This window comes from Vulcanisaeta sp. JCM 16159 (assembly GCF_001316265.1).
GTDB lineage: Archaea > Thermoproteota > Thermoprotei > Thermoproteales > Thermocladiaceae > Vulcanisaeta.
Window position 1 is genome coordinate 128679 of the sequence record NZ_BBDN01000004.1, and the last position, 23164, is coordinate 151842.

Below are 23164 nucleotides of genomic sequence, written 5' to 3' on the forward strand. Positions count from 1 at the left end.
GTAGGGTGATGTGATTAGGGAGCTTGAGGCCGTGTTTAAGGATAGGCTATTCACTGAGCCGCATATACTGGCCCTATATAGCATGATGCATCCTCGGAGGTTGGTGTTAAACCAATGGCTGTTGTTCAGCCTGTGAGTGTTGATGAGGTGGTTAAGGTCGTAAAGCTCGCCATTGACCACGGCTTTAAGATTGTGCCTGTCGGCTCATCAACAAGCCTATCCGGTAATGCAACACCAAAGCTTGAGAATACGGTAATTGTCTCCCTGGAGAGGATGAGCTCGATAATCGAGGTCTCAGACATTGATTGGTACGCGAGGGTTCAACCCGGCATTAAGGTTGATGAGTTAAACCTGGAGTTGATGGGTTACGGCCTTCAGTGGCCCGTTGATCCGGCATCGTCTAAGTCCGCGACCGTGGGTGGCGTAATTAGTAACGGCGGTGGTGGGATGCGTGGTGCTAAGTATGGCCCAGCATCTCATTGGGTTCTTGGTCTTGAGGCTGTGATTGGCACAGCCGATATTGTCAGGATTGGTTGTAGGACGGTTAAGTGTCGCGAGGGCTATAACCTAGTCCAGCTATTTATTGGGTCTGAAGGCACACTGGGTGTAATAACCGAGGCGACATTAAGATTAGCACCACTGCCGGAATCCTTCGTGGGTATAATGGCTAGGTTCGGCAACGCGGAATCCCTGGTCGATGCGGTGATTAAGGTTAGGAGAGATAGGTTGTGGCCCATGGTTACGGAGTTCGTTGATGATAAGACGGCGCAATTACTCAATTTAGAGCCTAGGTACTATCTGTGGATTGGGGTTGATACCTACGCAGGTAGTGAGCAAGGGGTATTGATGAAGCTCAGTAATGCCATTGTATTAAATGGTGGTGAGATTATCGGCAAGGCATTAACATGGCAGGACTTCTCAAAGTTACTGGAGCCAAGGAAGATGCTGTACTCCGCCCAGTTAAAGGCTGCCTTTGGTGATTACGGCATGGACGCCTTCCTCCTCATTGAGGATATTGCAGTACCAATGAGCAAGTTGCCCGAGGCCGTCAGGGAACTCCAGGAACTAAGTAAGAAATACGGCGTTAAGATGATGCTTGGTGGACATATTGGTGATGGTAATCTACATCCAGCGATTTGGGCTAGGCGCTCGGATAAGGATGAGGTTGAAAGGGTAATGAGGTTTTTTTTGAGGACGTTGGTAGTCTCGCCATAAGGCTTAATGGTACGGTCAGCGCGGAGCACGGTATTGGGACACAGAAGAAGGAGTTGTTAAAGGGGGCAATAGGTAGTAGGAATAATGGTCGTAGTGATTTGGTTATCGAATTAATGAAAAATATTAGGAGAGCCTTCGATCCTTACGGAATATTTAACCCAGGTAAGATCTTCGACTAGTTAAATCAACAAAATGAAGCACCTTATGGGGTTTACAGAATTATTAGGTTTAATTTTACATGTAATCCCAGGATAGTTACTAGCCTACATTGGAGGGCCTTATGGACAATACCTTAACAACATCGCCAGGGCCAACACCATATAATTCCCTGATACGCCTCGGTATAGTGAATTGCCTAGAGTTCGTATGTCTAGTCCTCAACAATCTAACATTACTCAACTTAATCACGAAGCCCTTATACTCAATTTCTATGTCTGCGAATTTCAATTGTGTAATACCCAGGGCCTTAACTAAACTGGCTGGTAACAAGACCTGGTTATTAATATAAACCTAACCACGAGTGGTAGCGTCGTCACATCAAACCTCCTCATCCTCCTACGTACAGCCACCCTACTGGCCATGCCTATCACCGTTCAGTTTCACAGCACTACCACACTTAAGCAATGCCTCGTGAAACTACCGAGAACCAAAATTGAAAAAAGCACCAACATGCTCGGTGGTAATAGTGGTTTCACGATAAAAAGAGAGGTAAGGAATTTAAATTAGGGATTGAAAAAAGAACAAAAATGGCAAGCAAAGCGATAGGCACAGGAGTATGCCCAAGATGCGGTAGACCAGGGACAGTGGTAATAAAGGCAGGAAACTACGTGTACATTAAGCACGGAAATACTTGGCACTACATAGGAACAATGGACAAAATAAACCTAAACAAAATACTAATAAAAGACGAAAAAAATGAAAGAAAATAGTATAAGTCGTAGAAATATTGAAAGACCTAAAGCATTTAATAATAAAATAATGATACTATTAATTGCGTTAGCTATAATGGTTACGATGTCTATATCTATTATATTTTTAAGTAGTTATATTGATACATATAAGAAAATCAATGAATCATCGTTATCTTTTTTTGAAGTGTAATATTACAAAGCTGAATAATGGTAGTATTTTTGTATATTCGTGCATCAATAATACAAATAATATTATTAGTTATAAATACAATGTTGAATATATAAACAATAATGACCTTATAAAGAATAATTTTACTAGTATTGACACCACTAAATGACATTTAGGGTGTCATTGTGATATTATAAAGATATAAATTGTTGCGCTAACAGTATATGGGCTTTCATTGAAAACTACTGCGTACCAAGATCCAGGCCCCGGATTAAAAACATAGGCGGCAGAGCCTCCTGTCGCATAAGCACCGTAACCAGTACTTGTTTGGGCATTTAATATGCCAATTAGTAGTGTTGCAGAAGATGGTGACCATATTACATAGATTCCTAGTTCTTGCCCTGAATTTAATGTAAATGGACCTATTAATACACCTGTGTTAGGTGGTAATGTTATTGGGTCTATTCTGTGGGTTGGTGGTAGTGTCTTTAGTTTTAGTGTTGTTACTTCCTTGATTATTGTTACGCCTGGTGTGTCTGGCTTTATCTTTATTACTTGTATTGCCATTGTTGTTCCTGCCATTAGTGCTACTACGAGTAGCAGCGCGGGTAGTACTAGTGCTAGGGTTTTCCTCGTCATAATAATAGACTATATTTAATGTTTTTAAATATTGTCTCTGTAGTATTTTGATATACTTTGTTTTTTTTATTTTCTATTTTATTATTTCAATTTATAAAGAATATTCTTTAGGGATAGAGTATGAGGAATAGATAGGTGTTGATAAGCTGAAAGAATTACTCAATAATGATTATTCAGCACTCGGCAAACTCGTCATTTATCTGAACGGCGAGGTCCCTACTCATCATTTAGGTCACTGGCTGTCCAGTCCTTATAAGCCTTGGGTTTCTATATTAATTACTTAATTATTCATATAAATATTTATCTATACTATGTAAAAATTTGGATGGAGCTTTACGTATATAATGCATAATATACATAGACCTGTAATAATGCTTATTAATTAGTTAACTTAATTAGTTTCTAGTGGAGCATGAAGGCAATTGATCTCGTTAGAAAAAGACCCCTGGTTATTACTGAGGATAGGCCGTTTATCGAGGCCGTGGATTTGATGGCTAAGGAGAATACTGGCTCTGTGGTTGTGGTTGAGGATTTAAATAGTATGAAGTTGCGTGGTATAATAACTGAGCGTGATGTTATTAGGGCCTTGGCCAATAGGCTCCCGCTTGATACACCCGTTAGTAAGGTTGGTACCATGGGTCCTAGGGTTGTTAGGGCTAGGGTTGATGATTCCATAAGCACTGTCGCCTCCCTAATGGTTAATTACAGGGTTAGGCATGTTATTGTGGTTGATGATAATGATGTGGTGGTCGGCGTCATCTCCATTAGGGATTTATTGGGTGACTTGGAGGCTGTTAGGGAGGTTGCGAGGCTTGATAGGTACCCGAAGGTTAGAGAGTGATCTTTAGTATTCTATAAATAAGTGATGAGGTCATTATTAAAATCCCAGTAATTATCCAACCAAGTATACCGAGGTACTGTATTACGTATCCCATGAACATGCTCATTATTGAGCCTATTATTGATGATACTGTGAATAGGTAACTAGTGGATTGTGCAATTAGTATTGGGCTGACTAGGTCATGTACAAGGTATAGCGTTAGGAGCAGGATCACCGTGAATATGAAACCTATGACCACTGGAATGAATAATTGGACCTTGGTTAACCCCATCGGCATTACAACCACGCCTAGGGCCATGGTTAAGTAAAGCAATACCCTGCGTCTCTCAATCTTTAACGAATGCCTGAACCTATAGAACAATGGCGTTAGAGCTAGCGGTATCGTTAATTCAACAATACCCAGGTAATTACTTACATTAAGAGTAAGGGGAAGCATGCTAGGTACGTGCCCCAGGGTATTGAGAAGGCTATGGATAACATCAGCACATCTGGGTTATTCATTACCGCCATTATTGAGACACTCTTAATTATTACCGCGTCCTTCATTGTGAGCAGTATGAGGATTGCGAGGGCTATGGATACCAAGCCCAGGTATACTGCCACGCTCTGTGTTACCCATATGCTCATTAGCGATGAGAGTAACATGAGCATTGTTATTGACGATAAATAGACGACTTGGACCCACCTGGTTAATCCTCTGATGCTCCACCAACCAAGTATTAATAGTAGTGACGGTATTAGGTACAGACCAAGCCCCATACCCGCCAGGAATCTGAGGAATAGGGCTGTATAATAGCTATTGGTGGTTGAGAATACGAGGGATATGCCATTGAATAATAAACCCAGAAACATGGAGACCCTATTACCAAGCCTACTGAATAGGAATGTGGCTGGCAACTGCGTTGCCGCGAAGCCGATCATTGCCGTGGCCATGGGAACCACATAATATACAGCATTAAGTGCTATCTTCTTTATCGTCATTACGTTATACATCATGACCGATAGACCTAACCAATTAATCATTACTAATGATAGGCCAGCTATACTAATACCAAGCACATAATAGGCCCTCTTGATAACTAAGGCATCTAATTCCTCAATGGGCCTATTATTAACTCCCACGTGAAATCTTTATTAAAACCCCCTTATCAAGGTTTCTAATTATTAATAATTAAGGCAAGGGGATGGGGCATTTATGATACATTATTACCCTGCTCATCGAAATCCCTATCTATCCTTACTGATATAACGGCCTTGTTCAACTCCTCCTTAATTCTCTCCCTGAATTCGCCGTACTGCTCAAATAACGAACCAAGCTTCTCCTTATACCTCTTAAGCACTAGGTTGAAGCTACTAACGGCTATGTACTTAATGAGTCTCTTAACAACGAAGTTCTCAACCTTCCTGGTTATTAAGTCACTAAACGACTTCGCCTCCTCAAATGACTTTATGAACGCCTTAAGAATGAACTCGCGCCTAAGTGGATCATCAAGTAACTTATCCAGTACCGTGAAGTCCCTCTTCCTAAGTGCGCCCATTGGTATGAAGGGTAGTGGGAACGTGAGGACCCTAAGCTTCTTCAGCCTATCAAGTAATTCAAGGCTCTTTATAACATCGTCATCGGTCTCACCTGGCAGGTTGAGGATTATCGTGCCGACAACCACCCAGTGATTATCATTAAGTATCCCAATGGCCTCCTCAACAACGTCTGGGTACTGCTCGGGCTTGTATGGCAATGCCTTACCGGCCATCAACATTCTCAGTAGTCTAGGTGATCCTGTCTCAATGCCCATTTCAATGAAGTGCCAGGTGCCGCCCTCATTCATGTATTCCGAGACCTCCTTAACCATCTTAGGTGCGTACTTAACGACAGCCGCCGTGGTGAAGTCCGTGGTTATTTCATAATCATCTCCATAGGACTTAACTAGCTTATAGGCCTTCTTGGTAAGGTCTAGAACCTTGTCAGGGTTCGGCTCAATGCCCTTCGCGCCGTATCTAAAGAATTCCTCACTATGGAGTGTTATTTCCTTGAAGCCACCAACCTCAATGTTTAGCTTAATTTCCTTGTCAATGTGGCCCTCGAATGGGAATGACCTAATCATGCCGCTAAGCGTTGGCGTGCAGAATTGACAACCCCTACCACAACCCCTTGTGACCTCAACCATACCGCCAATGGATGGGGTCACGATAGTTGGGACCATATCCACAGGCACTGGCCTATGTGCCACAACCCTATTTGGAACAAGCTCACCCTTCATTAACTTGTCAAATAATTGAGGCCCATCCTCCTCAAACTCACCTTCATAAACGACATCAATACCGAGCTCACCCTGCTTACCAGTATCAATAATTTGCCAACCGGCGGGGCCGCCGACAACGATCTTTACGTGATTTCTATTTTTCTTAATGGCTGGATGATTAATTACTTGAAAGAAGGATTTCGCAATATAGGGTAGGCCCCTGTATGGTAGATCCGCAAGTTTTAAGATCCAGTAAAGGATCCCGGAACCGTAGCTTAACCCCAGTGGGTCCATTACGTAAATACCAATTATACGCGTATTTGATCCAATAACCTTATCGAGTTTATAAGGATCGGCAATAATAACATCATTCCTAGTATATCCATGGGCAAGCAGCGCAGCCTCAACCTTAGCTAAGCCATAAGGCGCTCTAAAAACCCTGCCATTTCTATCACTCTTGACCCTGAAGAACCTACGGGCGACCCAATCCCTGAAGTAGTTCTCCGGTATTGCACTTGCGAATCCGACAACGGATGACCCGTGCGTATCACTCATTGTTGCGATTTCACCCGTTAAAACGATTGGGTATCCACCAAATGACACAAACCTACTGCATACCTGTAGTAAATAAAAACCCTTCTTCATCAATATAAACTATTGATTACAAGTACTTTAACAGAGAAATTGAAAGTTAGCTAATACCCTTCCTCGGAGTCCTCGCACCGCAGGCGGTACACACGAGTACGTATATCCTGCCGTCCCTCTCAAGGTAGGTATCTATTGAGTGACACACTGGGCACTCAACGTAGAACTTAATGTACCTCTCATAAACGGCCTCAAGGGTCCTCGGGCTCCTCTCTGCGTATAGGACAAGGGTGTTGCCCTCGATGTTACCTGGCAACGCTAATTCCTTGAGGAAGAACCTGGCTATGTGAGTTGGGTCCCTATTAAGTCTCTGGGCCACTTCCCTAAAGTTTTGGATAATGGTCTTCTTGGGCTGAACTTGAATGCTCAATCTAGGTATTTCCTGTCTTCTCTGGATTCTTGGCGTTATCAATGTATATGCCTTATCCAGCAACTTCATGTAAAGCTCATCATAATTAACCTCGCTGGACATACCTACATTGAAGAAAACTATTACCTTAATAAATTCTTACCTCGCGATACATTAATTAATATAGTTTATTGAGTCCACGATCAGTCTGGTTTAAAGTCTCTGTGTTTTAATAAATCATTAATGACCTTACTCGTGATTAAGACCGCCAATAGGCGTGGAATGCTTCACGAAATAACCGGCGTTATTAAGGACTATGCAAGCATCGAGTGGGTCTTCGTATCCATACCCTCGGAGACCGAGAGGGTAATAGCCATGAGACTTAGTGACTCCCTACCAATAAGTGCCCTTGATAAGCTTAAGAGCATTAACGGAATCTACGACATTTGGGCGAGCCACGAGGCGCCAATGGAGTTGGTGGGCTTTGACAAGGAGATACTCAGGAGCATACTAATGCATATGGTTCAGAGTGGTGGTGAGATTCATGCCTTTCTAACGAAGCTTGGCTATGAAATGGGTCTGTCAATGGCAAGTACAATGCTTAGGACTAAGTATGAGATACCATCAAATGCCGCAATGAATAAGGTGCTTGAAACAGCGATAAACATGCTCGTGGTTATGAACCTCGTGAGAGGCATTGAAGACATAGTCATGAATTCCGATAAGAATGGGTATTCAGTCAACATATCATTATTAGAACCATTCGATCTTGATGCTGGCTTGCCATTTACCAGAGGTTATCTACTTGGACTAATGAAAGTACTACTTAAGTGTGATTGTAACCTCGATGCCGTTATAAATAAGACCAGGGTAAACATCTACATTAAAGGGAAATGATTAATTATTAATCATTATGTGTTGCAATAAATTGTAATTAATGCTTAAATAGACGTTAATAATCCACATTCCTGGTGAGTCTTTTTGGAAAGTTGGGTCAAGTCATTAATCGAGATAATGAGGGGTAGCCTTAATGCTAATGGTCTACCAATACCAATGGATAAGCCTACTGCAGTGAGTGGGCAAAGGACCTTAACATACCCAGGGGCGGTAGCACAATAATCTATACCTCATGCCTATACCAAATGGCGCCCATGATTAATGAGTTAGTGCCATGGATCGAGAAAGTCAGGGGTTCATCATTGAGTACCCTGGCGAGTGCGGTATCGAGGGTTGGCCTGGGCGGTGTACTATCTAAATTCGCGGGCCTCGTGATAAAGCCCGACAAGTCCGATATTGACAGGGCTAATGGCATAGTCAGGAATATAGCCAAAGCCTTAATGAAGGCTGGTATTAACTTCGGCTTCCTCTATGAGGACGAACCATACAGCGGCGCACTACTTCATGAAATTGGTGCTGAAGACGCATTCCTGGAATATTTCGAGAACACGGTACTTAAAACTTTCAGGAAGTACGGAATTAAGAGAGTCATAACAATTGATCCCCATACTCATAACGTGTTAGTAAATGTTGCGCCAAACTACTTCAAGCTTGATTTCGAGGTTGTGAGTTACTTGGATCTGATAAAGAATATTAAGGTTAGACCTAGAATAAGTGGTGATGTGGTCATCCACGACTCATGCCTATACGCAAGGTACTTGAATAAGTATGATGTTTACAGATCAATACTTGATAATGCAGGTATTAAGCACGTGGAGTCACCCATGATAACTGGGAGGGAGGCGTCAACATGCTGCGGAGGACCACTTGAGTCACTTAGTCCGGAATTATCAAGAAAGATCGCTAAAATTAGGATCAACCACTTATCAATGCTATCAAAGACCGTAGTAACAGTATGCCCAATATGCCTAGCAAACCTAGGTAGGAACGCGGAGGGCGCGGTTCAAGTCCTCGATATTAATGAGGTCCTCGAGGTGGAGTAGTTTTAAATAATTACGTGATTAAAACAATAACCAGTGATGACGCGATGGCTGTCCAGACCAATGACGAGTAAGGTGTTAGCTGATTACCGTCTAAGAAAGTGTTTTTATTCCGGCTTCACTGCGTAGTTTTTAATGAGCTTCACACCCGTGTATGAGAGGGACCTGGAAGTACCGATAAAAATAAGTAAGTCTGCCAACGAGGATGCAAGGAAGAAGAGACTCGAGAGGTGGCCCAGGGAGGCCGGCCTATCCGTGCCTCTTGACGACTCAGGCACGAGCTTCATGCAGTTGGTTAAGTCCTTCTCCACGGACTACGGCCTGACACCTGGCGAGAGGATTTGGGATGTTAAGGATGTTGGTGGTAAGTACAGCGTTAATATGGTTTGGAAGTTGATGAGGGGTAATGAGGAGAAGGGTTATGCCAGGGTTACTGGTGAGATACCGTTAACGCCAACCGGTGAGGAGGGTAATAACGTTGTTTATACTGCAAGGCTTAAGTATGTGATTGAGATTAGTAATGACGTGCTTAGCGAAAAGGCCACCGCGGAGAACGTGCCTGAGGTTAACCTATTCGGTTAGGCGGGGTAATTCATTAAAATGGCCCAGGGCATCAATAAGATAAATGTATACCGTACCAACCAGGGAATTCGAGAGAAGACTAAACCTACTTCATAGTGTTATGGATGAGAAGAAATTGGAGGCTGCGTACATAGTTAATCCGATAAACATTGCCTACTTCATAGGATTCTACTACCTACAGACGGAGAGACCGGCCGCCGTTGTCATACGTAGGAATGGCGATATTTACCTCTTTGTGCCGCTCCTTGAGAAAGACCATGTGTTGAGCCAGACGAAGCTCGTGAGCAAGATGTACACGTATAGGGATTACCCAGGTGAGGTGCACCCAATACGCCTATTCGCTGACTGGCTCAGGGAATTACACCTGGATAGTTCAACCATTGGTTATGATTCATTACCAGGTTACGTAAGTTACTGGGGCTATAAGGGGCCAAGTCTAACTGATTTATTGCCTAATGCCAAATTCGTGAATATATCGGATGATATTTACTCCATGAGATTAATAAAGAGTGATGCAGAGATCGAGTTGCTCAGGGAGAGTGCCAAGTGGGCGAACCTCGCCCACTCACTGCTTCAGGACTACACGGCACCTGGCATGTATGACTACGAGATCTCACTAAGGCTTCACTTGACGCCTCCATAATGATGAAGAAGGCCTTGGGCCTGGGTATAAGCCTTTGAGGTCTGAGTACCAGCCTACGCAGGTTTTAGGGGCCAGGTCGGTGAGCACGGTGCTTACCCGCACTCAATAAGTGTGGAGAGGCCTATCAAGGTTGGTGATGCCTTGGTAACGGGCGCCACGGCGGACGTTGGCGGTTACATGGCTGAACTCGAAAGGAATCTCTTCGTTGGTAAACCAAGTAATGACGTGATTAAGTACCACGAAATAGCACTTAAGCTTCAGGATGCAGCGTTAAATGTTCTGAGGCCTGGGGTCAAGGCTTCTGACGTTGATAGGGCCGTTATAAAGACTGCCAAGGAGCTTGGCGTGATCGAGTACTTACTGCACCATAGTGGGCATGGACTGGGGCTTGAGGGTCATGAGGCGCCGTTCCTTGATGTTGGTGATGAAACAGTACTGAGGCCGGGCATGGTTGTTACGGTCGAGCCAGGCATATACATAAATGGCCTTGGTGGGTTTAGGCACTCGGATACCGTGGTTATTCACGAGGATTACGTCGAGGTAATAACGTATTACCCGAGGGATACCGAGTCATTGGTAGTCGAGATCTAACCCATTAAGCATATAAAGCCTATTATTAATTAAATTGATGCGTGGGTGCTAAGCAATTCCTAACGTACACGGGCATTATCGCTGCGGTGCTCGCCTGGCTATTCATAGCCATTAGCATTAGCGTTAATCCCTGGTTCATATTTACCAAAAACGCCTTCAGTGATTTGGGTGGGCCGTACGCGACCGACCCCTGGATTTATAACTATGGATTAATAATAACGTCAATATTCATTGACCTATACTCAATAAATCTATTACTGGTATCGAGGAATAAGGTTGAGGATTTCGCCTCAGCCTTCGTATTCATTGCAGGGTTATTCCTGGCATTGATAGGGATTTACCACGAGGGGACTAGACCACATGTTTTCGTATCAACCTGGTTCTTCACTCAGATGGATATTGCATTAATCACGTGGGGCATAGGCTCATTAATGGCCAAGGACAGAAGGCTTGGACTGTTCTCGTTACTTCTCGGCATCATAGCACCATTAATAGCATTAATTGTCCCATGGCCATCGGCAGCCACCGAAGAGGCCTATGGAATAGTGGTGATAGACTTATGGGTAGCCCTAATGACATATTTTGATATTAAGCACGTGATTAGGTGATCATTAAATGTCAAAGCCTGGACTGGAAGAGTAGAGGTAAGATTATTCTTACCTCCACTCTGCCTGCCCAACCATCAACCCCTAAATAATTCCGCATTCCACGGCATCCTGGGGATCAACGCCATATAAACAGCCTCTGTATTTAGTATGACCCTGTCTATGAACCTCCTGGTTAATGCGCCAATAAGCCCGTACTTCCTGCCTATGTTGGGTTCCCCATAATACCTACTAACAACATCGTTTAACTCAACTCCCTGCATTACTTCGTTCATGAATTTCCTGGGTATCATAAATCCGGGGCTAAGGCCAAGGGTTACCTTACCGCTTCCATCAATCACTGCCGCAATAGTCACATCAAAGCCCTCCTCGAACCCCTTAACCCTGATTATCCCTGCCTCAATACCAACACCAAACTCGGCATTCCTCACGGTATTAATCGCGTACTGAGCCCTCCTAACTGCCCCATTAATGATCTCATCAAGGCCAATGGTTCGGGGGGTAGGTCGCCAGGTGGTTCGATAGAGACCACGTTGGCCCTAAAGCCAGCGAGCCTGAATGCCAACTCTGTGCCCCTAACCTTGTTTGGGTTCCTTGAACCAAGGGCTACGAGTATCACAGCGAGTAAAAATAAATCTAGGGGTTATAAGGGTTCTAAATCGTGATGATGCTTAGTCGCCTACCGACAGGTGAAGAATGACTCCAATGCTGAATTAGAACCTCATAAAAATCTTCAAAAGTCACAGTGAATTTGATACGTCATTCCTCACTCTATGAATACCGTGGTACCCGCGTACTTACTACCCCTCAATAACTCGAGTCTCCTCGCCAACTTAACCGCAGCCTCCACAGCCCTCCTCGCGTACTCCTCAGCCCTCTCCAGAGCCTGCATTCTATTAGCTCCAGGACCAATTATCCCCATGCCAACCGGCTTCCTGTGCTCCACGGATAGGTCCATCAACTTCCTAGCCGTTTGATGAGCCACGACCTCGTCATGCTTGGTCTCACCCTGAATCACGGCGCCTATGGCCGCCACGGCATCAACATCATCCTCTTAAGCAGTTCATCAATGATTATGGGCATGTCATACGTGCCAGGCACCTTGGCCACGTAGGTAACCTCGGCACCGAGGAATCTGGCGTGTTCAAGGGCCTTTTGAAGCATTAGGTATGTAACGTCGTAGTTGAACTCCGCAACCACAATCGCGAGTCTAACCCTATCCGCCATACGCCATGGTTAGGGCAGGCCAAAATTAAAGCTTAATCCCGACACCTAACCCTATCACTAATCCTCCTAAGTATTGGATCAGTAATTACATACTCTGATTATTAACCTTCATCACAAATCCATTGTCCACAAGCCTCCTGAGTAGCTTCGTAACCTCACCATCACTTATTGACCTACCCTCCCTCAACTCAAGATACCTCTTAACCTCAGACCAGGTGGCGCCCTGCTTAAGAACGTTAATTACTAGTACATACCTTCTCGAGCCCATGGTCCTAACGAAGTTGCAAAACTCCTCTTCAACAATACCCGAGGCTATGTTCACGGTTTTATCAAGAGCCTCAGGCCTTGGGTTGTTGATGTACGTAAGGCCAAATAGCGATAACCAACCGACAATACCGTTCAGTTCATCCACAGCCCTCTCAATCATATCCTCGCCAATGGAAACCCCCGCCTTACTAAACCCACGCCTTAAGAAGTCCAGTGATTGCTCACGTGTGAATGGCTTTAACTCTATCACCTTCATGTATCTGCCATACAGTGGTGAATCAGGATCATTAACTCTCAGGTAATTATAGAGCATGCCAATCTTCGACCCAGCAAATACGAAGGATATGTTCCTCAGATTATCATACACGTAGGCAAATACCGGTAACAAATTGAAACCCTCATCTTACTCAATTCCTGCACCTCATCAATTATCACAACCAAGTGCTTACTCTCTGATGATGCCCAGTCATTAAGGGCATCGAACAATGATGGTATTGATACCTCCCTAGCCAATCCGCTGAACTCAATGGTAAGGCACATTATTGATAAACCCTAACCCTACTTAAGAAATCAATCAACCGTCTGCTAATTGGTAATAATTGACTCAAGGACTTCGCAAGCTCACTTAGGAAGTCCCTAATTGTCATGTAGCTCATGCCCTCAAAACTCCTCGCATCAATGTATACCCTGACCATATCCTTTGTGGCGGCCTTAACAAGCGATGTTTTACCAACACGCCTAAATCCAACCACCAATGTGACCGCCCTATTTAATGCCGAAAATCTCAATTGCCTAATCTCAGCTTCCCTATCATACAGCTCACTTGGGTCTTCAGCTGGCCGGTCGAGAAACTACATACCTATGTAGTAACTACATAGGTATGTAGTTATAAACCTTGCCACGTTATAAGCGTTTTTTAAAGTCTCAATGACACATTAACTCTAGTGCTTGCTTTCTCAAGGTTATGGATTTGGAGGTACATTAGGGATAAACTGCCCTGGTACTATGAAGTAGCCATTAACAGGAAACCAGCCAAGTACTTAATAGCCACGCGAATACCCGTTAACGAGAAAATAACCGAGTTAGGCGAGGGTGAGCTGTGGAGGGAGTTCGAGAGGGCCCTAAAGGACTTCCTCGAGTTGTGGCACAGGGTCAGAAATAATGAGGTGGATATTAGGAACATGCCCAAGGCATCACCATCACTGCTAGACTTGGTCACCGAAATCACTAGAAGAATGATTAGGCACTGCGAATTCTGTGAGTGGCATTGTAGGGTCGATAGGATGGGTAACAAACGGCTCGGCGTCTGTATGCTTGACTCCACGAGTAGGGTATCCACATACTTCCACCACCTTGGTGAGGAGTTACCGCTCCGTGGTGTGATGGGTTCTGGGACTATATTCTTCACGTCCTGCAACTTCCGATGCGCCTTCTGCCAAAATGCTGACATAAGTAGGGACAGGTTTAATGGTGTTGTAATGAATCCTAGGCAGATAGCTTCGGCAGCGGTTATTCTTAGGCTTGAGGGTGTTCACAATATTAACTGGGTTGGTGGTGAACCAACGCCACACCTGCACAATATTGTCGAGGCTATAAGACTTATTGCCAGGGATGGCATTAAGGTCCTTGATGAACTGAGTGATGAGGAATACAACGCCGTGCTCTCGGTTAAGGCAGACTTCATACCCTACAACTTCTCCAGGGATTGGGCGTTCTACGGAAATGAGCTTAATGTGCCCATGTTATGGAATAGTAACTTCTACATGACCGTGGATGTCATGAAATTATTAAGAGTCATTGTCGATATTCATATTCCAGATTTTAAATTTTATAGTGATAAGTGTGCATTTAGAATATCAAGAGTTCCTAGATATTTTGAAATAGTTTCTAGGAATCATAAGCTTGTCTATGATTGGGGTGAGGACATGATAATTAGGCACTTGGTAATGCCCGGGCATGTTGAGGATGATTCAAAGCCATTGCTTAAGTGGATTGCTGATAACATGCCTGGGGTCTTGGTCAACATTATGGATCAGTACAGGCCCGAGAACGAGACTGATCCTAACTCACCGAGGTTCAACCCAGAGTTTAGGGAGTTGCTAGGAGGCCAAGTAGGGAGGAGTTGATGGAGGTTTATAGGTACGCAAGGGATTTGGGCCTTAACTTTGAGTTGATTAGTTTTGAGAAGAAGATAGACATTAGATATCTAGGTGATGAGGATTCATTAATTGAAAGAATAAACGATACCTAAAGGAGCAATAGCTCAGTCTCCTTAAGCGTTACCCTGATCGGATTCACCTCAAGCCCAAGAATCTCAAGTGCGGTTACGCCAATCACCATCGTGTCCTCGGTCTCGCCAAATATCACAGGTACAACCCTTTTCTTGCCCATGAGCACTAATCCTGCATCACCAACATCACTATCCACATAACCACCAAGCGCCTTAAACCTCCTTCTCCTACTCGGTTTTATTCCAAGTTCCTCAAGTATGTCCCTGCGTATGACGGTATAAATCACACCAGTATCTACAATACCATCAACCTCCACGGTCCTCTCTGGCGCTAATGGATTGAATATGCCAGCCCTAACCTTAACAAAACCCATTAAGGTATTCATAATTACCTTAAATTAAATAGTTTTAATCATGAAGTATAACATGCGCGCTTAAGTCGGTGTTTGGTGGTGATTGATTTTTAATCAACGACACCCTCCTCAGTGATCCTAAACGTAACCTCCCTCTCAGGGTGGTATGGTGAGTCGAAGATCTTGGCAATCCTGACATTCTCCTTACCCTTCCTTAACCAAACCCTATATGTGGCTCCGTGAGCAATCACATTACCGCCAGCAGGCTTAAGCGGGTTTCCGAAGAATACGTCTGGCTGCGCAACCACTTGGTTTGTGACGACGACGGCTACGTTGTATATATCCGCAATCCTAAGTAACTGGGCAATGTGGTGGTTAAGCTTCTGTTGTCTCTCGCTAGGTTCTCCCTGCCCGGATACTCACTCCTGAAGTGAGCCACTAATGAGTCAATGACTATCAGACCGATGTTATCCTTCTCAATGATCTTCTTGCTCTCCTCAATAATCATCATTTGGTGATCACTGTTGTAAGCCCTGGCATAGAGAATATTCTTGAGAGCTCCTGTGGATCTAAACCCCTGTACTTAGCCATCTGCATTATCCTCTCAGGCCTGAAGGTGTTCTCGGTATCGACATACAACGCCTTAGCATTTAAGCCGCCCCTATCCTCGGGTAATTGAACCATAATACTCAATTGATGACAGAGCTGGGTCTTACCACTTCCAAACTCGCCAACAAGCTCCGTAATTGCCTTGGTCTCAATACCACCACCAAGCAACTCATCAAGTGCCCTAACACCGGTGCTAATTCTCTTAATGCCCCTCCTCTTCTCGTAAAGCTCGTAGGCGGTTATGAATGGCGTCAAGCAATGAGCTTCTGGGCAGCGGCGATGATCTGCTTAGCCCTATCCTCGCTACCAAGTATCTCGGCAAGCTCCTTAACGCTTGCGAAGGCCACGTCCCTAGCCGTGTTATAACCAGCCTCCCTAAGCTTCTGAGCCGTGACCCTGCCAACACCCTCGATTTCCTCGACATCGATCACTGGATAACCGCCGCTGACGGTTGCCGTAACAACAGCACCCTTCTCACCGCTTTCCTCCTCTGTATCCTCAACTTCCTCATCGGGTTCCTCCTCCCTTTCCTCCTCAACTTCCTGCTCCTGCACCTTCTTTTTCCCCTTTGGCATACTCCTCACTTGAAAATAAATGGTTATTACTTAAAAAACTAAGCAGTGATGAGTAATGAAATTCATCAAAGACCAGCCTTAATCCTAAGCCAAACGCCTAGGCAGGTCTCACGCCAAAGCCTATTAACTTCATTGCCATTACCCTCAACAACACGCTTTAATATACCTAATACGTCGCTGTCACTAACGATGGGCTTCACATAGGCTATGTCATCATCGTAACCACACGTCGCCTTCAACAACCTATCAACAGCCCGCCTACCAATGAGTCTCCTTAACTCATCCCACGTATAGCCCACATAGCCTAGTGATCTGTAGAGTCTGTTGGCAAGTTCATTACCAAGCCATGTCGTCACTATATAAACATCAGAATCAACTGCGCAAACCTCCTCTATCGTACTCATCAATACCTTACCAATACCCTGGTTTCTGCATCCTTCAACTACGGCTATGTAGTAAATAACGCATAGTCTAACGGAACCAACGTTGATCTTATAATAAACGGTAGCACCCACGCTGGAATCATTAATTACTGCCAACGCCACTGAGCCCACGCCGTAATCAACAACCGCCCTCGCATACCTATAAGCCGAACCAAAGAATTCCCTCAAAATTAACTCAGCGGAATTCATTAATTCCCTACCACCGATAAATACTGTAATTGGATCATTACAATTCATCATAAACACCTTAACTAATAATTAGGATTAATCAATTTAGAACTGAATCGCTGCGATTATACCCTCCTACCACGCCTACCTCCAGGTGGTCTAATGGTATCCGTCGGTATTGGTGTCACATCCTCTATACGGCCAATTATTAAGCCAGCCCTGGCCAAGGCCTAATGGCTGCCGCGGCACCGGGACCCGGCGTCTTCGGGCCATATCCACCCGGCGCCTTAACCTTTATGTGCACTGCATTAATGCCCCTACTCAATGCTATTTGGGCGGCCTTGTAGGCGGCCATCATTGCCGCATACGGGCTTGGCTTATCCCTATCAGCCTTAACCACTTGCCCACCGCTAACCCTAGCAACGGTCTCCGCACCTGTTAAATCGGTGATTATTATTATCGTATTATTATAACTGGAGTAAACGTAGGCAACGCCCCACCTAAGCTTCCTAGCACCGCTGATCTGCGTCGGCTTTATCTCAGGCAACTGTGTCGATTGCGGTGCTGACTGCGTCGGCTGCGTCTCCCCCTGAACTTCCTCAACCGACTTCTCTGTGTTTTCCTGTGACATTCGGTGATTGGCATTTTCACTCATTTTATAAATTTTCTCGCCATTGACTAATGATTACTCCTCATGCTCTCTACAATGCTCGTTAAGTGACTCGTGCCAACCCTAAACCTCATGGGGTCAGGTTCCCTCTCGGCAGTCCTCATTAAATCAAGTACTTGGCGATAAGTCCTGACGCCACCCGCGACCTTAATACCAATCCTTGGATTATACTTTCTAGACAGCTCGGCCATTAATCTTACATTCTCGACTTGAGCGCCGGTCTTATTACCGAGCTTCTCCGCGTAATCCCTCTCCTCAAACCCTGTGCTTGTCTTAATGAAGTCAGCGCCGGACTGCATCACAATCCTATACAACTCGAGCTTCTCCTCCTTCGTTGTGTAGGCGTCCTCAACAATGATCTTGATGACCTTACCTTCTCTATGGGCGGTCTCGACCACGGTGTTTATGTCATGCTCAACCTCATCCCAAAGCCCAGACTTAACAAGGCCCATTGGAGCCACGATATCAAGCTCATCAGCATACTGCGAGTAACGTTTAATGGCGTCCACCCTAGCTCAGTGGTGCCGGCACCAAATGGAAAATCAACCACTGCAACTACCCTGAAGGTATACCCCTTACGTGCCATGTACTCCCTGGCGTACCTAAGGAATACTGGGTTAATTGCTATTGCGTATGCACCGTATCTGGCCGTATCCTCGATTAGGACGTCGATATCCTTGGTTGAACCGTAGGGCTTTAAGTACGTGTTATCCACAAGACCTATTACGTTTACACTGGCCATATTAATTTAGTTATTGGATTAAACCCATTAATACATTATTACCTGAAATACTTATTAAATTTTCATTAATATAGGAACTGCCATGAGTGAACCAACCATTAGGTCTATTAGGGTCTTGACTGTTATGGGGAATTTCGAATGGCCCATTGTGAAGGTTGAGCTTAGTAATGGACTTGTTGGTTATGGGGAGTGCCATAGGGGCCCGGGCATTAAGGAGGTTTTGAGGAGGGCTGAGGAGTTGATTAGGGGTAAGGAGGTTAATGTTGAGTACCTGCTTAGGCTCATTAGGAAGCACATACCGAATTCTGAGTGGGGCGTGGTTAATAATGCAATTAGTGGATTGGAGACAGCGCTTTGGGATTTGAAGGGTAAGTTAACGGGTCTCCCTGTTTATGAATTACTTGGCGGTAGGGTTAGGGACAGGGTCGCTGTTTACGCGGACCTGCATGCCGGCGCTGGCATTACTGAGACTGGCGGTAGGAGGTGGTTGAGTTGGCCAGTACTGAGGTTGCTATAACGTTGAGAATTACGTGAAGAGGGCCAGGGAGGCCATGAACATGGGGTTCAGGTACATTAAGTTTGATGTTGATGTGCCGGAGGTCATGGTGGAGACCGAGTTCGATAGGACCTTCGGCATGAGGGTTGTTAAGTTCGTGACCTCGTTCATAGGCGGCGTTAGGGATGCCGTTAAGTACGATGTGGACATCATGATTGATGGGCACTGGGCATTCAGCGTGCCCACGGCTCTAGCCATAGCCAGGGAATTGGCGAAATACGATGTTTTCTGGTTTGAGGATCCGGTACCGCCCGAGAACATCGATGCGATGAGGGAGGTCAGGCTTAAGTCACCGGTGCCCATAGCCACCGGCGAGAAGTTGTATAGGCTTTCGCAGTTTAGGGAGTTGATTGAGAAGGGGGCTACGGACATTATACACCTGATGTGCAGAGGCTCGGTGGTTTACTCGAGATGAAGAAGATAGCCTACCTAGCCGAGGAGTACTACGTACCGGTGGCGATACACAACATCTCAAGTCCAATAGGGACCATGGCAAATGCCACGTGGCAGCACCATAGGGGACTTCATAGCCATTGAGTGGCATGCCATTGACTTGCCCTGGTGGCCTGACATGGTTAAGGAGGGCATGATCATAAAGGAGGGCTACATAACACCACCAAAAAGGCCTGGCATTGGGGTTGAACTAAACGAAAGGGTGGCTGCTGAACACGCGAAAGATCCGAATGAGATTAAGGAATTCCTTTAGGATTAAAAAGACAGTTATGTTCAATACCTAAGTGATGAGAGAGCCCCGAGCATTGAATCGATGAAGAGATAGAACCGGCTGATCATTGCTGTTGTGTTGGTATCATGGAAAGCTTAGGCTTTATGACTTGCTTCATGTAATCTACCAAATTAGCCTCCTCAAGCGCCTTGAGAACCTCCTCATCACTGGCCCCCTTCTTAATGTTTATCTTGTACTCCGTTGGTTCGATATGCTTAACATTAACGACCCTCCTCTTAACGCCCGTTAGGGACTTGGGCCCCGTTATTATTACGAAGTTCTCATCCTTAATATCCACAATGACGCACTTCCTACCAGCCTCCCTACCAGCAACCTTCACGCAAACCCTACCAATGTCGAAGACCCTAGGCATCAAGCACGGGTAGTGTAAGGCTTTATAAGCATTTCATACCTATTCCCTTGCTCTTAATGATATATAAAATATATACTAATACTCCTTATAAATAAATTTAACTTTTAACAATTATGGTTGTTCAAGAAGCCCTAGAGAAGTATAAACGTTATTCAAGCGATTTAATGGATATACTTAGATTAAGGACTAAGCCCATTGGCGTGGCACTAATAGATAGGGACTTGGATCAACTAGGCATTAGTGCATTACGCCCTAGTAAGCATTTCCATAGGAAACTAACCTTTTGTCAAATGGCGGCTGCCGCTAGATATTATGGCATGGGCATGGCAGCCACCCTCGAGGACATGGCATGCCCTGGCGAAATAATAATATTTGGATTTGCAGAGCCCCCGGACTACTTCCTTGATGGCAGCCTTAGCTATGGCCTTTACACGAGAACTAAGGAGGCCGGTAAGGCACTTGATACTAGTTTACCAAGGCTCCCTGCGGGTAAGTATAAGGCGTTGTTAACGATGCCCCTGGACAACATTATTTATGAGCCCCAGGTTGTGATGATTTACGGGACGCCGGGTCAAATGGTTAAGTTGGTCACGGCCTACGTATACGTCAGTGGTGAGAAGGTTACACTGAGTGCCAGTGGTAAGGCCGGCTCGGACACCGCCGTCGTTGAAACCCTACTTACCGGCAAGCCCAGGCTTGCGCTACCCGGCTATGGCGATAGGATCGTTGGGCATGTGGAGGATTACGAAATGCTCTTTGTTACGCCAGCAGGTATGCTTGGTGATATTATCGATGCCCTTAAAGAACAGAGCAGGACTAACTTCATTGTTTACCCACCAATGCCGAGCATATTTTACAGGGTTGACTTTGGTTCCATACCTGTAATCGGGCATTTGTATGATAGGTTCCTTAAGGAGATCGATGAGAAGATGATGAGGGAGAGGGGTGGTACCAATGGAGAATGAAAAACTCGAGCAATTAATTAAAAATGCTAAGGAAAGGGCTACTCAATTACTTATTGAAACTGAGAACTGTGCGTATTCACCCTTCGTAGCCTTACTTGAGGCCTTAAACATTAAGGCATCGCCAGAGTTACTGGCAGTATCGATAGGCTTTGCCGGTGGCTTAAGCGGTTCTGGACACCTCTGCGGTGCCCTGTGGGCCTCCGTAGCTGCCGTGAACATTTACATGAAGAGAAGGATAGATGAGGAAAGGGGCGGTAGGCAAGCAGGTGAATCATTTATAGCATACCACGCAGAACTTCATAATAAGGTTACGAACATCTACAAACAATTCGTGAATATGTTCGGATCACCAAATTGCAAGGACCTAAACCCAAAATTCGACCTAGTATCGCCTGAGCAGAGGAAGAAGTGCACGGTTATTGTTAGGAAGTCCGTGGAGATAACCCTAAGGTCAATATTGGGTGGTTCTAATGAGCGTTGAGATCACAGGCAGGGAGGCTGAGGGCACAAGGTGGGACCTCGTAGTCATCGGCTCAGGAACCGCGGGTGCTGACGCCGCCGTGCGTGCTGCACAATTGGGACTTAAGGTCCTACTCATAGAGAGGAATAGGGATAGGCCTGGCGGGACTTGCGTAAATGTTGGTTGTGTGCCAACGAAGAAGTTGTTATATTTAGCTGATCATTACCATGAACTAAGTAAGTACTTAGTCAATGAAGGCTTGATCATCGATGCAAAGTTAGACGTGAAGGCTATGTTTAGGGCTAAGGATCAGTTAATCAGTCAGATAATTGCTTGGTATACATTTAGGGTATTTCCGAGTTGGGGTATTAAGATGCTATTTGGCGAGGCTCGGTTGGCATCGCCAAACTCCGTTAAGGTTGGAGATTCAGTGATTGAGACCAAGAATGTGTTAATAGCGACTGGCTCTAGGCCTAAGGTGCCGCCAATAAGGGGTGTGGAGGAGGGATTGAGGAGGGGCTTCGTTATAACTAGTGATGATTTCTTCTCCCTTGATTCAATACCTGATAGTATATTGATCATAGGTGGTGGGGCAATAGGTGTTGAGTTAGGGACGCTATTGCATAAGCTTGGTTCTAAGGTCATTATTGTCGAGATCATGGATAGATTATTACCAACATTTGCAGACGCTGAATTAGGTAATTATCTTGCCAATAGGGTCATGAGGGAGATGTACGGGGTCGACGTTAGAGTAGGTACATCCGTAACAGAGGTAGACCCTGATAATAGGCTTGTTCGTTTATCGAGTGGTGAGGCAGTTAAGGTTGACAAGGTCCTGGTTGCTGTTGGGAGGGTGCCGAATACCGAGGGACTTAATCTTGAGGGTGTCGGTGTTGAGGTTAAGAATGGCGCCATCATGGTCGATGACCACTCCAGGACTAACGTACCAAGCATCTACGCAGCTGGTGATGTGACTGGTAAGTATATGCTGGCCAGTGTAGCTAAGGTTCAGGGTATTGTGGCTGCCGAGAACGTGGCAGGCATAAACTCAAGGATTGATTATAACCTGGTGCCCATGGTTGTTTTCTCAGACCCTGAGGTGGCCTCTGTCGGTATTGCGGCAAGCAAGGATGATCCCAAGTACATGGTTACTAAGATGCCGAATACCATAAACTATAGGGCTATTGCATATAATAAGCCTTATGGCTGGACAAAGATTGTAATTGAGAGAGGTAGTAAGAGGGTTGTTGGTTTTCACATGATTGGCCCATGGGCATCCGAAATCGTTAACACGGCCGTAATAGCCATTAAGAATGGATTAACACTTGATGAAGTAAAGGAACTCGTATTCTCACACCCTGTTTTCACAGAACTTCTTATAGATGCCATGGAACTAGCCTCAGGGAGTAATGTATACTTACCCAAGAGGTAAAGG

At 45.0% G+C, this 23164-nt stretch carries 35 protein-coding genes and 5 pseudogenes; 20 read left to right on the forward strand and 20 right to left on the reverse strand.

Annotation, left to right across the window (positions count from 1 at the left end):
• Positions 1 to 10 precede the first annotated feature (10 nt).
• The 3 genes from JCM16159_RS18650 to JCM16159_RS18655 are packed head-to-tail and all read left to right on the forward strand — an operon-like array spanning position 11 to position 1394.
• Complete coding sequence (locus JCM16159_RS18650; protein WP_367834290.1) at positions 11 to 136, forward strand: hypothetical protein; 126 nt, start codon at positions 11 to 13, stop codon at positions 134 to 136.
• Positions 115 to 1215, forward strand: a complete 1101-nt coding sequence (locus tag JCM16159_RS04955; RefSeq protein ID WP_367834291.1) for an FAD-binding oxidoreductase — start codon at positions 115 to 117, stop codon at positions 1213 to 1215. Before JCM16159_RS18650 ends, JCM16159_RS04955 begins: the two co-directional genes overlap by 22 nt.
• Entirely contained in the window at positions 1212 to 1394 is a 183-nt protein-coding gene (locus tag JCM16159_RS18655) for an FAD-binding oxidoreductase (protein ID WP_367834315.1), read from the forward strand. The genes JCM16159_RS04955 and JCM16159_RS18655 overlap by 4 nt, the downstream gene beginning before the upstream one ends.
• Positions 1395 to 1473: 79 nt before the next feature.
• On the opposite strand, the gene JCM16159_RS04960 is transcribed toward JCM16159_RS18655, so the two are convergent.
• Positions 1474 to 1704, reverse strand: a complete 231-nt coding sequence (locus JCM16159_RS04960) for an AbrB/MazE/SpoVT family DNA-binding domain-containing protein (RefSeq protein ID WP_243665947.1) — start codon at positions 1702 to 1704, stop codon at positions 1474 to 1476.
• Positions 1705 to 1961: 257 nt separating this feature from the next.
• On the opposite strand from JCM16159_RS04960, the gene JCM16159_RS04965 reads away from it, so the two are divergent.
• A complete protein-coding gene (locus tag JCM16159_RS04965) occupies positions 1962 to 2144 on the forward strand; it encodes a hypothetical protein (protein WP_054857125.1) in 183 nt (60 codons plus the stop codon).
• A 331-nt stretch (positions 2145 to 2475) separates the two neighbouring features.
• On the opposite strand, the gene JCM16159_RS04975 is transcribed toward JCM16159_RS04965, so the two are convergent.
• Complete coding sequence (locus JCM16159_RS04975; protein WP_054857127.1) at positions 2476 to 2934, reverse strand: hypothetical protein; 459 nt, start codon at positions 2932 to 2934, stop codon at positions 2476 to 2478.
• Between the two features lie 412 nt (positions 2935 to 3346).
• On the opposite strand from JCM16159_RS04975, the gene JCM16159_RS04980 reads away from it, so the two are divergent.
• Positions 3347 to 3775 carry a CBS domain-containing protein gene (locus JCM16159_RS04980; RefSeq protein WP_054857128.1) on the forward strand — a complete coding sequence of 143 codons (429 nt, stop codon included), beginning with the start codon at positions 3347 to 3349 and terminating at the stop codon, positions 3773 to 3775.
• Here the strand turns inward: JCM16159_RS04980 and JCM16159_RS04985 are convergent.
• From JCM16159_RS04985 to JCM16159_RS05000, 4 genes are all read right to left on the reverse strand, one after another.
• The gene (locus JCM16159_RS04985) at positions 3765 to 4211 is read right to left on the reverse strand and encodes a hypothetical protein (protein WP_054857129.1); all 447 of its coding nucleotides are present in this window, start codon (positions 4209 to 4211) and stop codon (positions 3765 to 3767) included. The genes JCM16159_RS04980 and JCM16159_RS04985 overlap by 11 nt on opposite strands.
• A complete protein-coding gene (locus JCM16159_RS04990) occupies positions 4187 to 4897 on the reverse strand; it encodes a hypothetical protein (RefSeq protein WP_054857130.1) in 711 nt (236 codons plus the stop codon). Before JCM16159_RS04990 ends, JCM16159_RS04985 begins: the two co-directional genes overlap by 25 nt.
• Before the next feature lie 71 nt (positions 4898 to 4968).
• Positions 4969 to 6618 (reverse strand): radical SAM protein, encoded by a 1650-nt coding sequence (locus JCM16159_RS04995; protein ID WP_243665948.1) that lies wholly within the window; start codon positions 6616 to 6618, stop codon positions 4969 to 4971.
• Between the two features lie 88 nt (positions 6619 to 6706).
• Positions 6707 to 7132 (reverse strand): translation initiation factor IF-2 subunit beta, encoded by a 426-nt coding sequence (locus JCM16159_RS05000; RefSeq protein ID WP_054857132.1) that lies wholly within the window; start codon positions 7130 to 7132, stop codon positions 6707 to 6709.
• 132 nt (positions 7133 to 7264) lie between these two features.
• On the opposite strand from JCM16159_RS05000, the gene JCM16159_RS05005 reads away from it, so the two are divergent.
• The 7 genes and pseudogenes from JCM16159_RS05005 (at position 7265) to JCM16159_RS05030 (ending at position 11370) form a co-directional block, all read left to right on the forward strand.
• Entirely contained in the window at positions 7265 to 7906 is a 642-nt protein-coding gene (locus JCM16159_RS05005) for a hypothetical protein (RefSeq protein ID WP_243665949.1), read from the forward strand.
• Positions 7907 to 7990: 84 nt separating this feature from the next.
• The gene (locus JCM16159_RS14815) at positions 7991 to 8128 is read left to right on the forward strand and encodes a hypothetical protein (RefSeq protein ID WP_243665950.1); all 138 of its coding nucleotides are present in this window, start codon (positions 7991 to 7993) and stop codon (positions 8126 to 8128) included.
• A gap of 32 nt (positions 8129 to 8160) precedes the next feature.
• The gene (locus JCM16159_RS05010; RefSeq protein ID WP_243665951.1) at positions 8161 to 8949 is read left to right on the forward strand and encodes a (Fe-S)-binding protein; all 789 of its coding nucleotides are present in this window, start codon (positions 8161 to 8163) and stop codon (positions 8947 to 8949) included.
• Positions 8950 to 9081: 132 nt separating this feature from the next.
• Positions 9082 to 9528 (forward strand): hypothetical protein, encoded by a 447-nt coding sequence (locus JCM16159_RS05015; RefSeq protein ID WP_054857134.1) that lies wholly within the window; start codon positions 9082 to 9084, stop codon positions 9526 to 9528.
• 43 nt (positions 9529 to 9571) lie between these two features.
• Entirely contained in the window at positions 9572 to 10171 is a 600-nt protein-coding gene (locus tag JCM16159_RS05020; RefSeq protein ID WP_054857135.1) for an aminopeptidase P family N-terminal domain-containing protein, read from the forward strand.
• Positions 10172 to 10255: 84 nt separating this feature from the next.
• A pseudogene (locus tag JCM16159_RS05025) lies at positions 10256 to 10762 on the forward strand (M24 family metallopeptidase); the annotation flags it as partial.
• A 41-nt stretch (positions 10763 to 10803) separates the two neighbouring features.
• Positions 10804 to 11370: a DUF998 domain-containing protein gene (locus tag JCM16159_RS05030; RefSeq protein WP_054857137.1), complete on the forward strand. Its 567-nt coding sequence runs from the start codon at positions 10804 to 10806 to the stop codon at positions 11368 to 11370.
• A gap of 74 nt (positions 11371 to 11444) precedes the next feature.
• Here the strand turns inward: JCM16159_RS05030 and JCM16159_RS05035 are convergent, their stop codons facing one another.
• From JCM16159_RS05035 to JCM16159_RS05055, 6 genes and pseudogenes are all read right to left on the reverse strand, one after another.
• Positions 11445 to 11798, reverse strand: a complete 354-nt coding sequence (locus JCM16159_RS05035) for an inosine/xanthosine triphosphatase (protein WP_243665952.1) — start codon at positions 11796 to 11798, stop codon at positions 11445 to 11447.
• Positions 11795 to 11986, reverse strand: coding sequence for a hypothetical protein (locus JCM16159_RS14820; protein WP_243665953.1), 192 nt, complete (start codon positions 11984 to 11986; stop codon positions 11795 to 11797). Before JCM16159_RS14820 ends, JCM16159_RS05035 begins: the two co-directional genes overlap by 4 nt.
• Positions 11987 to 12133: 147 nt before the next feature.
• A pseudogene (gene ribH / locus JCM16159_RS05040) lies at positions 12134 to 12594 on the reverse strand (6,7-dimethyl-8-ribityllumazine synthase).
• Positions 12595 to 12679: 85 nt separating this feature from the next.
• Positions 12680 to 13249 (reverse strand): ATP-binding protein, encoded by a 570-nt coding sequence (locus JCM16159_RS05045; protein WP_243665954.1) that lies wholly within the window; start codon positions 13247 to 13249, stop codon positions 12680 to 12682.
• The gene (locus tag JCM16159_RS05050; RefSeq protein ID WP_054857139.1) at positions 13213 to 13401 is read right to left on the reverse strand and encodes a hypothetical protein; all 189 of its coding nucleotides are present in this window, start codon (positions 13399 to 13401) and stop codon (positions 13213 to 13215) included. Before JCM16159_RS05050 ends, JCM16159_RS05045 begins: the two co-directional genes overlap by 37 nt.
• Entirely contained in the window at positions 13401 to 13649 is a 249-nt protein-coding gene (locus JCM16159_RS05055) for a hypothetical protein (RefSeq protein WP_243665955.1), read from the reverse strand. The genes JCM16159_RS05050 and JCM16159_RS05055 overlap by 1 nt, the downstream gene beginning before the upstream one ends.
• A 156-nt stretch (positions 13650 to 13805) precedes the next feature.
• On the opposite strand from JCM16159_RS05055, the gene JCM16159_RS05060 reads away from it, so the two are divergent.
• Together JCM16159_RS05060 and JCM16159_RS18660 are read left to right on the forward strand one after the other, a co-directional pair.
• Positions 13806 to 14987: a radical SAM protein gene (locus JCM16159_RS05060; RefSeq protein ID WP_243665956.1), complete on the forward strand. Its 1182-nt coding sequence runs from the start codon at positions 13806 to 13808 to the stop codon at positions 14985 to 14987.
• Positions 14987 to 15112, forward strand: a complete 126-nt coding sequence (locus JCM16159_RS18660; RefSeq protein WP_367834292.1) for a hypothetical protein — start codon at positions 14987 to 14989, stop codon at positions 15110 to 15112. The genes JCM16159_RS05060 and JCM16159_RS18660 overlap by 1 nt, the downstream gene beginning before the upstream one ends.
• On the opposite strand, the gene JCM16159_RS05065 is transcribed toward JCM16159_RS18660, so the two are convergent.
• From JCM16159_RS05065 to JCM16159_RS14835, 7 genes and pseudogenes are all read right to left on the reverse strand, one after another.
• Positions 15109 to 15465, reverse strand: coding sequence for an aspartyl protease family protein (locus JCM16159_RS05065; RefSeq protein WP_054857141.1), 357 nt, complete (start codon positions 15463 to 15465; stop codon positions 15109 to 15111). The genes JCM16159_RS18660 and JCM16159_RS05065 overlap by 4 nt on opposite strands.
• An 89-nt stretch (positions 15466 to 15554) precedes the next feature.
• A pseudogene (radA, locus tag JCM16159_RS05070) lies at positions 15555 to 16308 on the reverse strand (DNA repair and recombination protein RadA).
• Complete coding sequence (locus JCM16159_RS14825; protein ID WP_243665957.1) at positions 16305 to 16628, reverse strand: helix-hairpin-helix domain-containing protein; 324 nt, start codon at positions 16626 to 16628, stop codon at positions 16305 to 16307. The pseudogene radA and the gene JCM16159_RS14825 overlap by 4 nt, the downstream one beginning before the upstream one ends.
• 65 nt (positions 16629 to 16693) lie before the next feature.
• The gene (locus tag JCM16159_RS05075; RefSeq protein WP_243665958.1) at positions 16694 to 17311 is read right to left on the reverse strand and encodes a GNAT family N-acetyltransferase; all 618 of its coding nucleotides are present in this window, start codon (positions 17309 to 17311) and stop codon (positions 16694 to 16696) included.
• Between the two features lie 53 nt (positions 17312 to 17364).
• Positions 17365 to 17762: pseudogene (locus JCM16159_RS05080) on the reverse strand (30S ribosomal protein S11).
• A gap of 155 nt (positions 17763 to 17917) precedes the next feature.
• Positions 17918 to 18361 (reverse strand): hypothetical protein, encoded by a 444-nt coding sequence (locus JCM16159_RS14830; protein WP_243666029.1) that lies wholly within the window; start codon positions 18359 to 18361, stop codon positions 17918 to 17920.
• The gene (locus JCM16159_RS14835) at positions 18313 to 18651 is read right to left on the reverse strand and encodes a hypothetical protein (RefSeq protein WP_243665959.1); all 339 of its coding nucleotides are present in this window, start codon (positions 18649 to 18651) and stop codon (positions 18313 to 18315) included. Before JCM16159_RS14835 ends, JCM16159_RS14830 begins: the two co-directional genes overlap by 49 nt.
• Before the next feature lie 82 nt (positions 18652 to 18733).
• On the opposite strand from JCM16159_RS14835, the gene JCM16159_RS14840 reads away from it, so the two are divergent.
• From JCM16159_RS14840 to JCM16159_RS14850, 3 genes and pseudogenes are all read left to right on the forward strand, one after another.
• Positions 18734 to 19168: a hypothetical protein gene (locus JCM16159_RS14840; RefSeq protein WP_243665960.1), complete on the forward strand. Its 435-nt coding sequence runs from the start codon at positions 18734 to 18736 to the stop codon at positions 19166 to 19168.
• Positions 19169 to 19208: 40 nt separating this feature from the next.
• Positions 19209 to 19744, forward strand: a pseudogene (locus tag JCM16159_RS14845) (enolase C-terminal domain-like protein).
• The gene (locus tag JCM16159_RS14850) at positions 19704 to 19913 is read left to right on the forward strand and encodes a hypothetical protein (RefSeq protein WP_243665961.1); all 210 of its coding nucleotides are present in this window, start codon (positions 19704 to 19706) and stop codon (positions 19911 to 19913) included. Before JCM16159_RS14845 ends, JCM16159_RS14850 begins: the two are co-directional and overlap by 41 nt.
• An 82-nt stretch (positions 19914 to 19995) precedes the next feature.
• On the opposite strand, the gene JCM16159_RS05095 is transcribed toward JCM16159_RS14850, so the two are convergent.
• Positions 19996 to 20304: a 50S ribosomal protein L14e gene (locus JCM16159_RS05095; RefSeq protein ID WP_054857142.1), complete on the reverse strand. Its 309-nt coding sequence runs from the start codon at positions 20302 to 20304 to the stop codon at positions 19996 to 19998.
• Between the two features lie 113 nt (positions 20305 to 20417).
• Between JCM16159_RS05095 and JCM16159_RS05100 the strand changes: the two genes are divergently transcribed.
• From JCM16159_RS05100 to JCM16159_RS05110, 3 genes are read left to right on the forward strand one after another with little or no spacing between them, the layout of a single operon-like run.
• Positions 20418 to 21269 (forward strand): DUF169 domain-containing protein, encoded by an 852-nt coding sequence (locus JCM16159_RS05100; protein WP_054857143.1) that lies wholly within the window; start codon positions 20418 to 20420, stop codon positions 21267 to 21269.
• Complete coding sequence (locus JCM16159_RS05105; protein ID WP_243665962.1) at positions 21259 to 21750, forward strand: C-GCAxxG-C-C family (seleno)protein; 492 nt, start codon at positions 21259 to 21261, stop codon at positions 21748 to 21750. The genes JCM16159_RS05100 and JCM16159_RS05105 overlap by 11 nt, the downstream gene beginning before the upstream one ends.
• Positions 21740 to 23161 carry an NAD(P)/FAD-dependent oxidoreductase gene (locus tag JCM16159_RS05110; RefSeq protein ID WP_054857145.1) on the forward strand — a complete coding sequence of 474 codons (1422 nt, stop codon included), beginning with the start codon at positions 21740 to 21742 and terminating at the stop codon, positions 23159 to 23161. The genes JCM16159_RS05105 and JCM16159_RS05110 overlap by 11 nt, the downstream gene beginning before the upstream one ends.
• Positions 23162 to 23164 lie beyond the last annotated feature (3 nt).

Coding starts and splice junctions, on each gene's coding strand:
- JCM16159_RS14835 (WP_243665959.1), bottom strand. CDS start 18,651: ATGGCCAGTGTAAACGTAATAGGTCTTGTGGATAACACGTACTTAAAG.
- JCM16159_RS14830 (WP_243666029.1), bottom strand. CDS start 18,361: ATGGGCCTTGTTAAGTCTGGGCTTTGGGATGAGGTTGAGCATGACATA.
- JCM16159_RS14840 (WP_243665960.1), top strand. CDS start 18,734: ATGAGTGAACCAACCATTAGGTCTATTAGGGTCTTGACTGTTATGGGG.
- JCM16159_RS05010 (WP_243665951.1), top strand. CDS start 8,161: ATGATTAATGAGTTAGTGCCATGGATCGAGAAAGTCAGGGGTTCATCA.
- JCM16159_RS05020 (WP_054857135.1), top strand. CDS start 9,572: ATGTATACCGTACCAACCAGGGAATTCGAGAGAAGACTAAACCTACTT.
- JCM16159_RS05105 (WP_243665962.1), top strand. CDS start 21,259: ATGGAGAATGAAAAACTCGAGCAATTAATTAAAAATGCTAAGGAAAGG.
- JCM16159_RS14825 (WP_243665957.1), bottom strand. CDS start 16,628: ATGCCAAAGGGGAAAAAGAAGGTGCAGGAGCAGGAAGTTGAGGAGGAA.
- JCM16159_RS05075 (WP_243665958.1), bottom strand. CDS start 17,311: ATGATGAATTGTAATGATCCAATTACAGTATTTATCGGTGGTAGGGAA.
- JCM16159_RS04985 (WP_054857129.1), bottom strand. CDS start 4,211: ATGCTTCCCCTTACTCTTAATGTAAGTAATTACCTGGGTATTGTTGAA.
- JCM16159_RS04965 (WP_054857125.1), top strand. CDS start 1,962: ATGGCAAGCAAAGCGATAGGCACAGGAGTATGCCCAAGATGCGGTAGA.
- JCM16159_RS05050 (WP_054857139.1), bottom strand. CDS start 13,401: ATGTGCCTTACCATTGAGTTCAGCGGATTGGCTAGGGAGGTATCAATA.
- JCM16159_RS05100 (WP_054857143.1), top strand. CDS start 20,418: ATGGTTGTTCAAGAAGCCCTAGAGAAGTATAAACGTTATTCAAGCGAT.
- JCM16159_RS05065 (WP_054857141.1), bottom strand. CDS start 15,465: ATGGGTTTTGTTAAGGTTAGGGCTGGCATATTCAATCCATTAGCGCCA.
- JCM16159_RS05015 (WP_054857134.1), top strand. CDS start 9,082: ATGAGCTTCACACCCGTGTATGAGAGGGACCTGGAAGTACCGATAAAA.
- JCM16159_RS18660 (WP_367834292.1), top strand. CDS start 14,987: ATGGAGGTTTATAGGTACGCAAGGGATTTGGGCCTTAACTTTGAGTTG.
- JCM16159_RS04975 (WP_054857127.1), bottom strand. CDS start 2,934: ATGACGAGGAAAACCCTAGCACTAGTACTACCCGCGCTGCTACTCGTA.
- JCM16159_RS05095 (WP_054857142.1), bottom strand. CDS start 20,304: ATGCCTAGGGTCTTCGACATTGGTAGGGTTTGCGTGAAGGTTGCTGGT.
- JCM16159_RS04955 (WP_367834291.1), top strand. CDS start 115: ATGGCTGTTGTTCAGCCTGTGAGTGTTGATGAGGTGGTTAAGGTCGTA.
- JCM16159_RS04980 (WP_054857128.1), top strand. CDS start 3,347: ATGAAGGCAATTGATCTCGTTAGAAAAAGACCCCTGGTTATTACTGAG.
- JCM16159_RS14850 (WP_243665961.1), top strand. CDS start 19,704: ATGCCACGTGGCAGCACCATAGGGGACTTCATAGCCATTGAGTGGCAT.
- JCM16159_RS05110 (WP_054857145.1), top strand. CDS start 21,740: ATGAGCGTTGAGATCACAGGCAGGGAGGCTGAGGGCACAAGGTGGGAC.
- JCM16159_RS05000 (WP_054857132.1), bottom strand. CDS start 7,132: ATGTCCAGCGAGGTTAATTATGATGAGCTTTACATGAAGTTGCTGGAT.